This window comes from Desulfitobacterium sp., from assembly GCF_982384815.1.
Window position 1 is genome coordinate 1 of record NZ_CEVWNY010000086.1, and the last position, 12,659, is coordinate 12,659.

Genomic DNA, 12,659 nt, shown 5'->3' on the forward strand with positions numbered 1-12,659 from the left:
TCTGGTCCAAGGTAAACATCCCGACCTCGATCATTGCGCCGGGGTTTTTGCCGTCCGCAGTCAAAGCATAGACGGTTCCCCGGGGGGATGCCTCTTCAAAATAATCCTGGTCGAAGGAAAGCCGCAGGTCAATTGCCTTGATCCGATAGTATCCCTCCGCCGTCTTATCGGCCTCCAAAACATAGGTCTTGTCTAAAAAGGTGTACCCCCCGTTGGGATACCAGCCAAAAACCTGTTCTTCTCTAATCCATAAAGGATTACCACGGGTTGTTCCGTCGCAAGAAGAGAAGTCATCCGCTTCAGTCAGGGTAATCGCGGGATTGATAGATTGTTTGGCCAGCTTCTCGATGTCGCTCAGTTTAGTAAACATATCAAACTGATATTTTTTATAGAGTGTTTTATCAAAAAAGGCATTCGCTTGGGTGTGATACTTCCGAACAATCCACACTTTATCAATCCCGACAATGTCTGCAAACGGGGGCAGGCCGGCAAGTGAATCCATCCATTCCGCACACGCTTCCAGTATTTTTTCATCGTTTAATTTCATATTGCTTATTTCGTCCTCAGTTATTTTCTGATCCGTTGTGGATACCTGCGCGGCATTTAATTTTTGATCGGAAGAAACCGCCATCACGGCAGCCTGTTCCAATAAAGGCGTGACGACTTTGCCTTCATTGCCGCACCCGGCCAGGAGTAAGGCGCCTAAAAGAATGCCTGAGAGAAGGGTTACCCTGTTCTTCATGTTTGCCGCTCCTTTGCTCAATAAATGTATACTCCACTCCTTTGTTCAAACTGCGCACTTCAAATTTCAACATAATTATGCCAAAAGAAAAAAGCTGTGTTCATTGTATCAGAACACAGCTTTCTCACCTATGGCCTTGGCAGAAACAGCACGGGAAAGGGCATTTTTGACGGGGTAGCCCCCATTAATGATCCTGGGCGTTGCCGTAAAGCAAAACCTCGATAGAGAACGTCCCCTTATCCTTGCTGATCTGCACATCTCCCTGATATTTGTCAACGATTTCCCTGATATTACGCAGACCAAAGCTACCCAGACGCCGCTCGGGTTTAAGCACGTTTTTTTCCTTTGGCAGGGTATTTCGGCAACCGATAAACACGATATTGTCGTTTTTATGAAGGGACAAATGAATAAACCGTTCTGCCGACGGTTCCTGGCAGGCCTTGCGGGCATTGTCCAGGATATTCGAAAGCACCACGCAGAAGTCCATATCGTCTATCCCAATATTTTGGGGAAGGGCATAATCGACGTCAAAGGAAATTTGCTCCTCGGTGCACGCTTTTTCCGTTTGGGAAATCAAATAATCGGCAATGCCGTTTGGATAACGTTTGATCCGTTTGATGTTCTGCACCGTATCGATATTCTCCCGGATAACCGCCAGGGCCCCCGGTACATCATTGGCATTAGCCTGCTCAACAATATCATCCAGAATACGACACATCCGGGATTGGAGGGCATCGATCTCCTGACGGTAAGCGGTGGCCTGTTCTGTCCTTTTTAGGGCCAGTTCATAGCTCTGATGCAATAAAACCTGCTCTTTTTCTCTTGCCAACGCCTTTTCAGCCTGGCTGAGAAGATATAATACCAGAAGTAAGCTCCCTGTGGTCAGGCAAATGCTAAGGCAGGCTGTTATAAACGTCGTGATATTATTGTGCGGCAAGGCGACTACGAAGCAAAGAAGCAGCGCGATGGCAACGGCCGCTGTAAACACCACGAACGAAATGGCTTCGTCCCCTTTTTTGCTGAACGTGCTGTCAGCTTTCAAAACGGGCCGCAGCATGATTGCCAGGAGGATCATAAAGGCAGGAAAAATGATGACACTATACAGAACATTAAAAAAAGCGCTGGTGATAAGGTGCAGATAATCAAGATTCATGACAAACATGATTAGCACTGTCACGCTTTCAATAACCAGTACGCCCAGATAACACGTTCCGATAACTACAAGCTTACGTTTGAAGGAGCCATAAAAAAGCAGGACTGTAAGCAGAACAAGGAGCAAAGGAGACAAAAGGCCGGCTCTTAATTCTTCAGGCGTAATGTCCCGGAATAAAGCGAGTGCCAAAGCAACACCACTAAACAAAGAAAGGGATACCAACCCGTGGTAACGGGGCTTTAGGTATTGATGAGTAAAAAAAACAAAGCCAACAGCATTTCCCACTGCTGAGAGAACCCAATATAAAAAATTGGTGATTGAAGCAGCGGATTGCCCTAACATGGTTTCCCCTCATTCTCCAGCGTCCGGCGCAGTTTCTTTGTATAAAACAGGGCTTCCTGCTGCTGCCCGTCTTCCAACATAGAACAGAGCACTCCCAGGTGGTTTTTCAAGTCATGGTGTACTTTATAAATGTTTTCTTCATACTCCGTCAACTGCTCCGCTAGGAGAATCGCATTTTTCAGTTCATTTTTCTTCAATTCAAAGTCTTTTCCTTGTAACAGCCTGTTATAAACAGCGGAAGTGACACGCCAAACCATGATATTCAGCAGGAGGAAGAGCAGAGCAATCAGTCCGATCAACAAAGTCAGGTTCACACTTTGGTACATACCGGCAGAGAAATAGCTTGCCAGGCAAGACAGTAAAACAATCGAGGATAACACGGGAAAGAGCCCGTGGATTTTCCGGAGTGAGCGTTTGTTATTCATGCCAATCAGAGTCCTCTCTTTTTAGCGTGGAAAGCGGTAAAATTCTGGAGGATCGTGGCGTAAAAGGTACGACTGATGGGAATTCTAACGTTATTTTTCAGGACAATTTCATGACTTTTTTTATCGATTATTTTCACATAGGAAAAATTGACCAGATAGCTTTTATGACAAAAATGAAAGTATTCTTGGGGCAGCCCGGAAAGACCGGAAAGTTTACCGGTAAAAACAATAGCCTCCGGTTGATCCTTACAATACAGATGCAGCTCTTTTAAATGGCTTTCAATATAGACGATATCCGACAGCGGGATAGAATAGGCCATCTCCTTGACTTGTAAATAAAAAGAAGGGATGACCTTCAGGTGGGAAAGGGCCGTCTGGAAAGCAGTGGTCAGCTTCTCTTCATCGAGCGGCTTGACAAGGTAAGCCGAAGTCCGGAATTCAAAACTGTCGGCCATCTTATCGGCAAAAGCCGTGAGGAAAATGATACTGCACTCCTGATTTTTGGCCCGTACCGAGCGGGCGATATCCAGCCCTATGTTTTCATCGATATACATATCCAAAAATAAGATATCAAAAGCATCGGGCTTTTTGGCAATAACAGATAAAATCGTTTGGCTGCTGTCAAAGACAGTAATCTCGGCCGGGGTCCCCAGTTTATGGGCAATGCGTTCAAGCATAATTTTAATTCGCTGCAGCTCATAGCTTTCATCATCACAGATTGCTACCTTAAGCATCTTATTGGCATCTCCATTCCAGCCATAAAGAAAACGCAATTTTCGTTTTTTCTTCCATGTCCAGCATAAATCTCTGTGACCGGTTATTGTTATTCAATTCATAATAGTTTTGCCAGCGTTACTATGTCAAGGCCCATTATCCACGCTCTCGTGAGAGAGCGACTTAATGGCGGCCATAAGTTCACTTTCCATACCCTGATTTCAATCCACGCTCCCATGAGGGAGCGACGTACTCCAACAACTCGTAAACACACTACAGAAGATTTCAATCCACGCTCCCATGAGGGAGCGACGTTACGGATTGGATTTGGCAAACGGGATATGTCGTATTTCAATCCACGCTCCCATGAGGGAGCGACTATAAGTTAACTAAAAAAGGAAATAAGGATGTTATTTCAATCCACGCTCCCATGATGGAGCGACAGCAAAAAGTAAACAAAAATTATCTGCTAGATACATTTTCGTTCAATTTCCTAAACTCTTTAATCAATAACCACATCACAAATCCATTATACTCCCCATATCTCGACAAATTCTCTCTCGTTTCGCAGTGCGAACCTCCCGGCAATTTCATGTTCGCTTTACATTCGCACCAAAAGATCAGGGTACCTTTCCTTCCAAAATAAAGCCTTCGTGCCGGTATACTCAATCTTGTGTCTATTTCGCGAAGTTTTGCCCCATCATCCAAAGACCATCAGTTTTCCATTATGATAGCCCCCACTGACATTGACTTCCAGATATCTATTCTACATTGATCTTTAGTTGACCTGTATATTTCAGAAAAAAGCACATCTTTTTCCAAATTACTTTTCATGCTGCTTTCTTTTATAATTCCTCAAACTCCAGTCACTTGCTCCATTCCCCATAAGGAAGCAGGTTCTTGGTCTCCTCCAGGCTGCCAATCTGCATAGCGCTGTACAGGGGGTTCTTCCTGTTAAAAAAGAAGCGGCGGCACCATTGCCGCCACTTCTCCCCAGAAAATCCTCTTTTCCTATCTCAACTCGCCTTGCTGGTTCTCAAGATCTCCACCCCTTGAGCGCTGCTGTCTTCTATGACATGGCTGACTTCATCCAATTTGGCAAAAATATCCTGAGATAGCTCTTTCGTATGTAAAAACAGCTCCCTGGCCAATTCCGGTTGATTGTCATTGACGGCCCCGATGACCTTGCTGCCGTTGGAGTGCAATTCGTCATGAACATGATCGATGGCTTGCCAGGATTCTTCCAAAACGGTTCCGGTAACATCCATAGAATGATAGAAATGACCGAAGGCGCATTTCTTGGAGTTGGTTTGCAAAGGGTAGGTTGTCATTTCCTCTACGATTCTGTTCAGATTTTTAATCCAGTCGGCATGAGCTGCCTTAGCCTTGGTGATATTCTCCAGCAGTTCCTGATTGGATATAGCATTCCTGCCCCCGTTCAGGGCGGTGATCATTTCTCTTACAAGCTCGCTGAGTTCATCATCAATCCGTGCTATCTCTTTGGCGTTGTCGGCGCTTTGAGTCGCATCTTCCTGAATCCTTTGGGTCATAATCGTGAGCTTTTCGGCATCCTGAGCCGACGCCTCCATGGCCTGATTGATCTGATGGGCAGATTCTTTGATATTTCCCAGGGATTCCGTGATCAGGTCAACATCATTGATAGTGTGCTTTAACATGGACACATTTTCAATGATGGTCTTGGATATCATATCCAATTCGGAATGCATCTTGCCGGTGGAGTTCATGGTGTTCTCCATGCTCGCCTGTCCGCTTACCGCTGCCTGTTGAATATTATTGACAAAGGAACGCATATCCCCCAGGCTGGTTTTGGTGCTATCCGCCAGCTTTCTGACTTCTTCCGCTACGACAGCAAAACCTCTTCCCGCTTCCCCGGCCCGGGCTGCCTCGATGGCGGCATTTAAGGCCAGCAGGTTGGTCTGATTAGCGATATTCTCCACACCGTCCACAATCTCATTGACTTTTGCCGCCATCTCCACCAGGACCCTGATTTGTTCGCTCATTAACGCGGCATCCTTGGAAACCTCGTTTTTCAGCACATCGATTTCCTTAATCCGGGTAATTCCTTCGTCATTTTTCAGGACAAGTTCCTTGGAAGATTCCTGAAGATTGTTCATTACATCAGAAGTGTAGCTGATGGAGTTGTTCACTTCACTCATGCTGGCGCTGATTTCTTCGACGATCGCCAGATTGGATTCGCTGATGGTGGACATCTCCCTGGCGAATTCGACCAGTTTGTTGGAAGAGTGAGTCATCTCCACATCAAATTTACTTAATGCTGAAGTCAGCCCAATCATTTTTTTCGAGCTTCTGGACATCTGCTCTTCGCTGGACAAAAGTTTTTCAAAGATTGTCACAAGGTTTTGGTGAATGGGGTACTCCACATCCGGAAGCTCAACCTTTATCCCATTCATTCTATCTTCGACGCTCTTAATAATACATACGGCTTCTTCGCAAGGAGCCTTTTTGAAAAAATTCACTTTTAACTCCCCTCCTTTAATTAATCTTATAATCAGGCTACAAATATTGAATATTATCTTTCAATTAATCTTAAAATGATATCTATATTATGTACCGACGGCGGAATAATTTCAAATGATATTAATAGATAAAGTGAAATTTTACATAAAGTATAACGCAAAATCCAGAGCTATCCAGGAAAAAACGACTATCTAACAGTCGTTTTGTATTGCAGTCTCCTCAACCTGCCGGGAAGAAGGAAGAATCCCGCTTTAATTCCTCTATGCGAATCCTTCCGGGAGCACATTTTCCGCTCCGTTATGATGGCTTTATTGGTAAGACCGCCAATCAAAACCGGTGACTCCGGATTATGGCCGGCAATATTGTTCCGAACCGTTTGCGGAGAGGATGTGCCATAACAGTAAATGCACCCGTGGGGACAGCTATCATAGGTGCCGATCTCCACACTTTCGATACATCCGCAGGAGGGCCGCTGGTTGGGGTCTTTTTTGGCAAGGATTTTACACTGAAGGATCTCTTCAATCATACCTTGATCAATGCATGAAGCGGGCCGGATCCCATATGGGCTCAAATCCACGGATTCACAGCAGGTAAAGAGACCCAGACGATGCCTCCGGGCAATCCCGGAAAAACCTTGGGCAATCTGCTCCATGGCAGTTTCATCCGCTTCCTTTCCCTCCTGGGCTAAAGCAAGACTCATAGCTCGGCGCACTTTGGGATACAAGTCCAAAAAGCTGAAAATACAGCGGTGGGTATAGCCTTCCAAGGCCGCCGCCATCCGTTCAAATTGCCCCAAGTGATACTCAAGATCCTGATCGGCGTTCAGAATTACAGGATCATACCGCCATACCACACGTTCCGGCCCCAGCATCGTGCTCAGCTTCTGAAAGGTCTTAAGCAGAATTTCCTTGGGCGGTAAATTCTGCTCCATGTCACGTTCATAGGGGGTCAGGGTAAACTGAAAATAAAAGGGGTACCCCAGGGCGGTGATCTCAGCTAACCGGGGGAGCATGGGGGAAGGATTCTTTGTCCAAAAAACGAGGCAGTCCACAACTCGGGGGCTTAATTCCACACGGCTGTAACGGGACGGACATCTGGGATTGGGCACCAGAACATATCCTTCCCGCAGGCGATTGAGCAGCCATTCGGAATAGAAAGCAGGAATGTCCGTACGGCGGCTGGCACTGATGATCACCGGCTTTCCTCCTTCCCTTTTTATTTGCGCTTCATAAGGCGAATCTGCTTTTTTGTTTCCTGATCCACCCGATAGGATTCCGTGATTTTTTGCAGGGATTTATTATAGGTAAAATCATCCAGATGATTGTTCTGCAAGTAAGGCAGAGTCTCTTCCGGCAGCTTGATATAGCAGATGGAAACCGCCCAAGCCACCGCCATTTTAACATAATATCCTTCGTGCCGGATACTGTCCAGTACTTCCAGTACGGCTTCGATATGTTCCTTGTCGCTATAGTAAAAGAGCAGCATGACCACCGCAAAGCGGATTTCAAACTCTTCTTCCGACCGGAGATAGGGCTGAAGAAACCCCCAAACCAACTCCATGTTTTCCTTCGTAAAATTCAGCCCGCTGCAAAAGCTGTCACACACGGACCAATTGTTTATTTTCGGCACAAATCCCCGGATATAGGATAGCCGTTCTTCCGGTGAGCATTTGGCACAACCAATGACCATGCCCTGAAGCATGATTTCCTCAAAGAAATCCTCCCGGGCAGTCTTTAAGTATTCCTGCCAGTTCGCCTTTGTGATCTCCTTTGCCATTTTGCGCAAGCGGGGGAGGCGGACTCCCAGGATATTGCTGATATTCGGGAGCAGACCGGAAGCAAATACCCGGTATTCTTCTTCCGCCAGTTCCCTTAATTGACTCTTGATTTCTGCCTGCATCCGATCACTCCTTTTTGCTTCCATTATGCCACACTTCCCATCTCATAGCATCTTCATTCGCCCTTATATGTCTAATATAATCGGTCTTTTGGGGGCCTGTCTTCCCATATTGCATCATTCAATTTTACATGGAGTAGATATGAGCAATGCTCGAACCACCTATCTGAGAAAGTGCAACCTTCTATTCCTTTCCCAACCTGTTGTACACTGTCAAGGCATCGGTAATATTGTATTGCTCGGAATTGTGATTCCCTTCGGCCCCGGCTGTGATAAGAATATAGTGTTCCTTACCCACTTGAGCGAAGCTGGCGAGACACAGGCCCGCCTCATCGGTATATCCGGTTTTTCCTCCTAAAATTTCCCCTCCCCTGATTCTTGGATCGCCCAGGGCCGTGAACATCGTACTGTAAAAAGTTATTCCGCCAGGATGCTTATTGGTAGATTGAGTAGAATGACGGGATGAGGTAAAAATTTCCAGGAAAGTATCATTCTGCAGAGCATAATTGAGAAGAACCGCCAGATCTTTGACGGTTGTGTAGTGGTTTTGCGCGTGAAGTCCGGTGGTATTTTCAAAATGGGTATGGTTCATGCCCAGCTCTGCCGCCTTTTGATTCATCATGAGGGCGAATTTACTCTCTGATCCGGCAATTCTCTCCGCCAGCCCGATACAGCTTTCCGCGCCGCTTGGCAGCATGACACCGTATAACAGATCCATGGCTCTGACCTGCTCATCCGGCTGGAAGCCTGCCATGGTGGCATTGGCTTGGTACAACTCCTGAAACATCGATTGGGGAAGTTTAATTTTCTCCTGGAGATCAGGGAGATTTTCTATAGCCACGATGGCTGTCATTATTTTTGTCAAAGAAGCGGGGTAGATTTTTTCGTCACTGTTTTTCTCCATTAAAATTCTCTGATCCTTTAAACGGACCAGAATGGCCTGAGAACTGTTCAGCCTGCCGGCGGATACCGGGACAGCGGATTGAGTCTCCGGTGTTAGCGGGGAAACCGCTGCTGTTCTATCCTCAGAGATTTTCTCCCATAAGTGCTGAGGTTCAGGGATGTATCTATGCCCTAAGACAGCTATAACAGCCAGAAGCAAAGGTAACAACAGGATTGGTTTCTTAGTTTTTCGCTTTTTTACCCTTATTCTTTGTGCCATAAAAACAACTCCTTATTTTGTGCTGATATTATTCAAGCACAAAACAAGGAGCCATATAGGAATTCCAGCTTATGAACTCCTTAAGATTTCCTTATGACGGAAGTTTTACGGTAAATACGGTATATTCCGGCTTGCTTTCCACGACAATCGTTCCATTATGAGCCTCAATAATCTCCTGAGCAATGGCCAGGCCCAGCCCGGCTCCCCCCGTGTCTGTGGAACGAGCGGAATCCAGCCGGTAAAACTTTTCAAAAATCGTCTCCAGTTTTTGTGGGGGGATGGGATCCCCCTGATTGGTGAACGTGATGATCACATTTTCTGCTTCTTGGACTGCGGTAATGTCAATAACGCTGTTTTCATAGCTGTAGGCAATAGCATTTTTCAGGATATTATTGAAGACACGGGCCAGCTTATCGGCATCCCCAACCAGGATCAGTTCATCGGGGGCATGAATATGAACCTGTTTTCCCTGAGGGGTCAGCATGGGGTAAAACTCGTCGGCAAGCTGTTGCAGCATAAAGGCCAGTTTTATTTTGCCTTTGTTTAAAACAATGGACTGCAGGTTAAAGCGGGTTATTTCGAAAAACTCATGGATCAATTCTTCCAAGCGATAGGCTTTAGCCAAGGCAATCCCGGTGTATTTGGCTTTTTGCTCCGCCGGCATATCCGGCGCTTCATTTAAAAGGCTTAAGTATCCGATCACTGAAGCAAGGGGCGTCTTCAGATCATGGGCCAGATAAGTGATCAAATCGTTCTTCCGTTGCATTTCCATTTGCATAAGCTGCTGATGCTTTTGCGACATTGATTTTATCTTGATTAGCTGTGTTCCAATCTCAAAATACCTTTTGGGTAATACTAAGTCATCCGTGTTGGAGTCCATGTAAGATTTCAGGACGTTCGTAATAAAGGCGATGTCCTTTTTACTGTTATAACGTGCATAAAGATAGGTCGAAACGCTCATGCACAAGGCCAAAATCAGGATAAAAGCGAAAAAACTGTAAATAAGAAACCCTTTGATTTCCGGCCAGCTTCTGAAGATCACGCCGATCTTTTGATCATATGGCAAGGCGGAGTCGGCATATCGGGGATCGATATAAAAGAGATTATAGATCCATTCTTTGATTACTCCGTTAAACCCTTGGTCTACCAGCCATAGCATCCCTAAACAAAACAGACTGGTTGCTATCAAGATGATGGGAAGGTTCAGAAGGCCTTTTTCATCATTTCTCAATTTTATAGCCTACCCCCCATACGGTTTTGATGTATTTAGGATGCTCGGCGCTGTCCTGCATCTTTTCTCTTAAATGCCGGATATGAACCATCACGGTATTATTGCTGTTGCTGAAATACTTATCTCCCCATACCTCCTGGAATAATTTTTCCGAACTGACGACCCGCCCGCGATTGGAACAAAGAACCCAAAGAATGGAAAACTCTGTCGGTGTAAGCGAAAGCTTTTTCTCATTCAGAGTGCATTCATGGATATCCAAGTCCAATACCAGGCCGGAAAAAGCAATCAACCGCTCATCCTGCCCTGTTTCTCCAATATTGTACTTGGTAAACCGCCGCAGTTGGGCTTTGACCCGGGCAATCAGCTCCAATGGCCGGAAGGGCTTTGTAATATAGTCGTCCGCGCCTAAGGTAAGCCCGGTGATTTTATCGATTTCTTCCTCCTTGGCTGTCAGCATGATAACCGGAAAATTATAGTTCTCCCGGATTTGCTGACAGATCGAAAACCCATCCACATCAGGGAGCATTACATCTAAAATGGCCAAATCCAATTTTTCTTTTTCAATACAAGCCAAGGCGCCCTTACCGTTATAAAATTTGAAAACATTATAGTTTTCATTGGTCAGATAAACTTCTACTAAATCGGCAATCGCCTGTTCATCATCCACCAGCAGGATATTGGCAGCCAACAGCATCACCTTCTTTCTTTTAAGCCTATGTGCCCATTATTATTGTACTTCGAAGTAAATAATAATCCGCAGCTTTTCCCTTAATAAAACCTTAAGATTCTATTAATACGGGATGTTCCTCTAATTCTTAAAAACCAAAGCAGGAACGAATAACTATAGGCGTCCTCCCCTCACTAACATAGTGGGATGAGGACGCTTGCGGGCGGTTTACGCAACAGCTTTTCGATAAACATGTGTCGCATCAATCGGCAAAGGCCATATACCCACCCCTTTTCAACGGTTTTTCTTTAAAGCGATGATGGCGTTGCTGATCAGACCCAGGCCGATTCCGACGGCTATGCCTACAGCGGACCCAATCAAGGTATCGATCCAGCCCCCGGCCAGAAACATTGCCCGTCCCCCACTGCCGAGAAACCCGGTCAGAGTGCCGATGGTAATCCCAAAGAAGATAAATCCGGCATAGAACAAACCGACGGCTTCATAATCAGCAGGATTTAAGTTTAAATAATACTCGGCGAATCGTTCCTGCAAATCGGCTGACTTAGCCGTTTCACTGCGGAATCTGAGCTCCTCCTTGGCCCGTTTAAAAGCTTCCTGCTCGGAATACCCCTCGGCGACCAAATCATTCATGTAATCGCTCATATAGAGAATCATATCGTTTTGTGCTTCCAATGCTCTCTCCGAGCGGTTCTTCAGCTTAGCCAGCTGCGCTGTGACCTTGCTTTTCGTCTCACCTGTTTTACGGCGCAGTTTTTCCAGATAAGTCATCTCCGCTTCTTCCAGGTAGTGCTGGGATTGCTCCTTGGCAAACTGGTTGATTTTTTCCCTGATCTCTTTACTGAAGTTCATTATTCTTCCCCCCCATTATTTCTTAGATTTTGAATACGCTCGCTTAAGAAATCCCATCTCGCCCAAAAGGCCACCAGTTCCTCAACCCCCCGCTCGTTGAGCGTATAGAACTTTCTGGGGGGGCCTATTTCCGAGGGTTTCCTGGTGATGTGAACCAGCTTGTTCTTTTCCAGCCGCAAGAGCAGAGCATACACGGTTGCTTCCGCAAGGTCTTTAAAACCCATGGCATGCAGTTTTTTGGCAATCTCATAACCGTATATTTCACCCCGGCTGATGATCTCCAGCACGATCCCGTCCAAAACGCCTTTGAGCATTTCGCTTAGGTTATCCAGAACACTACCTCCTCGGTATTCAACATCGTTGGTATTCTATAATGTTGAGTACCGCTACATAATAACATAGAGTAGCGAGTTATGCAAGAGCTGGAGGCCGATAATTAAACGATAAATTATTGCTTTTAAGCTTCTGAAGAGGTGGTTCGGGCCAAACCGAATATTGGGAAACCAAAACCAAAAAACAAAATAGGATACAATGTTGCTAGAGGTTGTACACCTGAGAAAATTACCGCCATAGCTGTCACTCCTCATAAACTAAAATAAAAAGCCCAATCATCCTAAAGGGACGATTGGACCGTGGTACCACCCATATTAATTCCGAAACAAATCCTCCGTCTTCAACCCATTAGCCTTAACCAGCTTTCGCCGCTTTCTTAGATCGAAATGATACGCCCCGTCCTCACTGCATGAGGCGATTTTTCATAGCCATTTCAGGGCTAAAAACCTGTTGTTACCATTGCCTGCCCGGATCATTGGCCATGGAGTTGACGGTCCCTTGAGGATAGAGTACCGAATAATGATCTAAGGCCGGATCTGAATTCGTACCGGTTACCTTTGGGAAAACAAGTAAGATCTTAAACTCTTGCCCTGTGGTATAGCCGATTATGTCCTCTCCTCCTATG

Annotated in this window: 14 protein-coding genes; 1 reads left to right on the forward strand and 13 read right to left on the reverse strand. The window is 45.7% G+C overall.

Features of this window, described 5'->3' with window-relative positions; genetic code table 11:
- The 4 genes from AC1U9U_RS11975 to AC1U9U_RS11990 form a co-directional block, all read right to left on the reverse strand.
- The coding region (locus AC1U9U_RS11975) for a hypothetical protein (protein ID WP_479960796.1) at nucleotides 1–742 on the reverse strand (742 nt) is incomplete at its 3' end.
- A 184-nt stretch (nucleotides 743–926) separates the two neighbouring features.
- Nucleotides 927–2,237, reverse strand: a complete 1,311-nt coding sequence (locus AC1U9U_RS11980) for a sensor histidine kinase (protein ID WP_479960797.1) — start codon at nucleotides 2,235–2,237, stop codon at nucleotides 927–929.
- Nucleotides 2,231–2,662, reverse strand: coding sequence for a hypothetical protein (locus AC1U9U_RS11985; protein ID WP_479960798.1), 432 nt, complete (start codon nucleotides 2,660–2,662; stop codon nucleotides 2,231–2,233). Before AC1U9U_RS11985 ends, AC1U9U_RS11980 begins: the two co-directional genes overlap by 7 nt.
- A 5-nt stretch (nucleotides 2,663–2,667) precedes the next feature.
- Entirely contained in the window at nucleotides 2,668–3,435 is a 768-nt protein-coding gene (locus tag AC1U9U_RS11990; protein ID WP_479960799.1) for a LytR/AlgR family response regulator transcription factor, read from the reverse strand.
- Nucleotides 3,436–3,519: 84 nt separating this feature from the next.
- Between AC1U9U_RS11990 and AC1U9U_RS11995 the strand changes: the two genes are divergently transcribed.
- Entirely contained in the window at nucleotides 3,520–3,765 is a 246-nt protein-coding gene (locus tag AC1U9U_RS11995; RefSeq protein ID WP_479960800.1) for a hypothetical protein, read from the forward strand.
- Nucleotides 3,766–4,392: 627 nt separating this feature from the next.
- On the opposite strand, the gene AC1U9U_RS12000 is transcribed toward AC1U9U_RS11995, so the two are convergent.
- From AC1U9U_RS12000 to AC1U9U_RS12040, 9 genes are all read right to left on the reverse strand, one after another.
- Nucleotides 4,393–5,874: a methyl-accepting chemotaxis protein gene (locus AC1U9U_RS12000; RefSeq protein ID WP_479960801.1), complete on the reverse strand. Its 1,482-nt coding sequence runs from the start codon at nucleotides 5,872–5,874 to the stop codon at nucleotides 4,393–4,395.
- A 188-nt stretch (nucleotides 5,875–6,062) separates the two neighbouring features.
- Nucleotides 6,063–7,070: a DUF1848 domain-containing protein gene (locus tag AC1U9U_RS12005; protein WP_479960802.1), complete on the reverse strand. Its 1,008-nt coding sequence runs from the start codon at nucleotides 7,068–7,070 to the stop codon at nucleotides 6,063–6,065.
- A gap of 20 nt (nucleotides 7,071–7,090) precedes the next feature.
- On the reverse strand, nucleotides 7,091–7,774 hold the full coding sequence (locus AC1U9U_RS12010; protein WP_479960807.1) for a DNA alkylation repair protein: 684 nt from the start codon (nucleotides 7,772–7,774) through the stop codon (nucleotides 7,091–7,093).
- Between the two features lie 181 nt (nucleotides 7,775–7,955).
- On the reverse strand, nucleotides 7,956–8,933 hold the full coding sequence (locus tag AC1U9U_RS12015; protein ID WP_479960803.1) for a D-alanyl-D-alanine carboxypeptidase family protein: 978 nt from the start codon (nucleotides 8,931–8,933) through the stop codon (nucleotides 7,956–7,958).
- Nucleotides 8,934–9,024: 91 nt separating this feature from the next.
- Nucleotides 9,025–10,164: a sensor histidine kinase gene (locus AC1U9U_RS12020; protein ID WP_479960804.1), complete on the reverse strand. Its 1,140-nt coding sequence runs from the start codon at nucleotides 10,162–10,164 to the stop codon at nucleotides 9,025–9,027.
- Complete coding sequence (vanR, locus tag AC1U9U_RS12025; protein ID WP_479960808.1) at nucleotides 10,154–10,858, reverse strand: VanR-ABDEGLN family response regulator transcription factor; 705 nt, start codon at nucleotides 10,856–10,858, stop codon at nucleotides 10,154–10,156. Before vanR ends, AC1U9U_RS12020 begins: the two co-directional genes overlap by 11 nt.
- A gap of 267 nt (nucleotides 10,859–11,125) precedes the next feature.
- Entirely contained in the window at nucleotides 11,126–11,701 is a 576-nt protein-coding gene (locus AC1U9U_RS12030) for a hypothetical protein (RefSeq protein WP_479960805.1), read from the reverse strand.
- Nucleotides 11,701–12,015 (reverse strand): PadR family transcriptional regulator, encoded by a 315-nt coding sequence (locus AC1U9U_RS12035; protein ID WP_479960806.1) that lies wholly within the window; start codon nucleotides 12,013–12,015, stop codon nucleotides 11,701–11,703. The genes AC1U9U_RS12030 and AC1U9U_RS12035 overlap by 1 nt, the downstream gene beginning before the upstream one ends.
- Nucleotides 12,016–12,487: 472 nt before the next feature.
- Nucleotides 12,488–12,659: DUF4309 domain-containing protein (locus tag AC1U9U_RS12040; protein ID WP_479960809.1), on the reverse strand; the 172-nt coding region annotated here is incomplete at its 5' end.

What these genes read in the sequence shown, in the direction of transcription:
- AC1U9U_RS12015 (WP_479960803.1), bottom strand. Translation starts at nt 8,933, where the DNA reads ATGGCACAAAGAATAAGGGTAAAAAAGCGAAAAACTAAGAAACCAATC.
- AC1U9U_RS11995 (WP_479960800.1), top strand. Translation starts at nt 3,520, where the DNA reads ATGTCAAGGCCCATTATCCACGCTCTCGTGAGAGAGCGACTTAATGGC.
- AC1U9U_RS12035 (WP_479960806.1), bottom strand. Translation starts at nt 12,015, where the DNA reads ATGCTCAAAGGCGTTTTGGACGGGATCGTGCTGGAGATCATCAGCCGG.
- AC1U9U_RS11985 (WP_479960798.1), bottom strand. Translation starts at nt 2,662, where the DNA reads ATGAATAACAAACGCTCACTCCGGAAAATCCACGGGCTCTTTCCCGTG.
- AC1U9U_RS11980 (WP_479960797.1), bottom strand. Translation starts at nt 2,237, where the DNA reads ATGTTAGGGCAATCCGCTGCTTCAATCACCAATTTTTTATATTGGGTT.
- AC1U9U_RS12030 (WP_479960805.1), bottom strand. Translation starts at nt 11,701, where the DNA reads ATGAACTTCAGTAAAGAGATCAGGGAAAAAATCAACCAGTTTGCCAAG.
- AC1U9U_RS12010 (WP_479960807.1), bottom strand. Translation starts at nt 7,774, where the DNA reads ATGCAGGCAGAAATCAAGAGTCAATTAAGGGAACTGGCGGAAGAAGAA.
- vanR (WP_479960808.1), bottom strand. Translation starts at nt 10,858, where the DNA reads ATGCTGTTGGCTGCCAATATCCTGCTGGTGGATGATGAACAGGCGATT.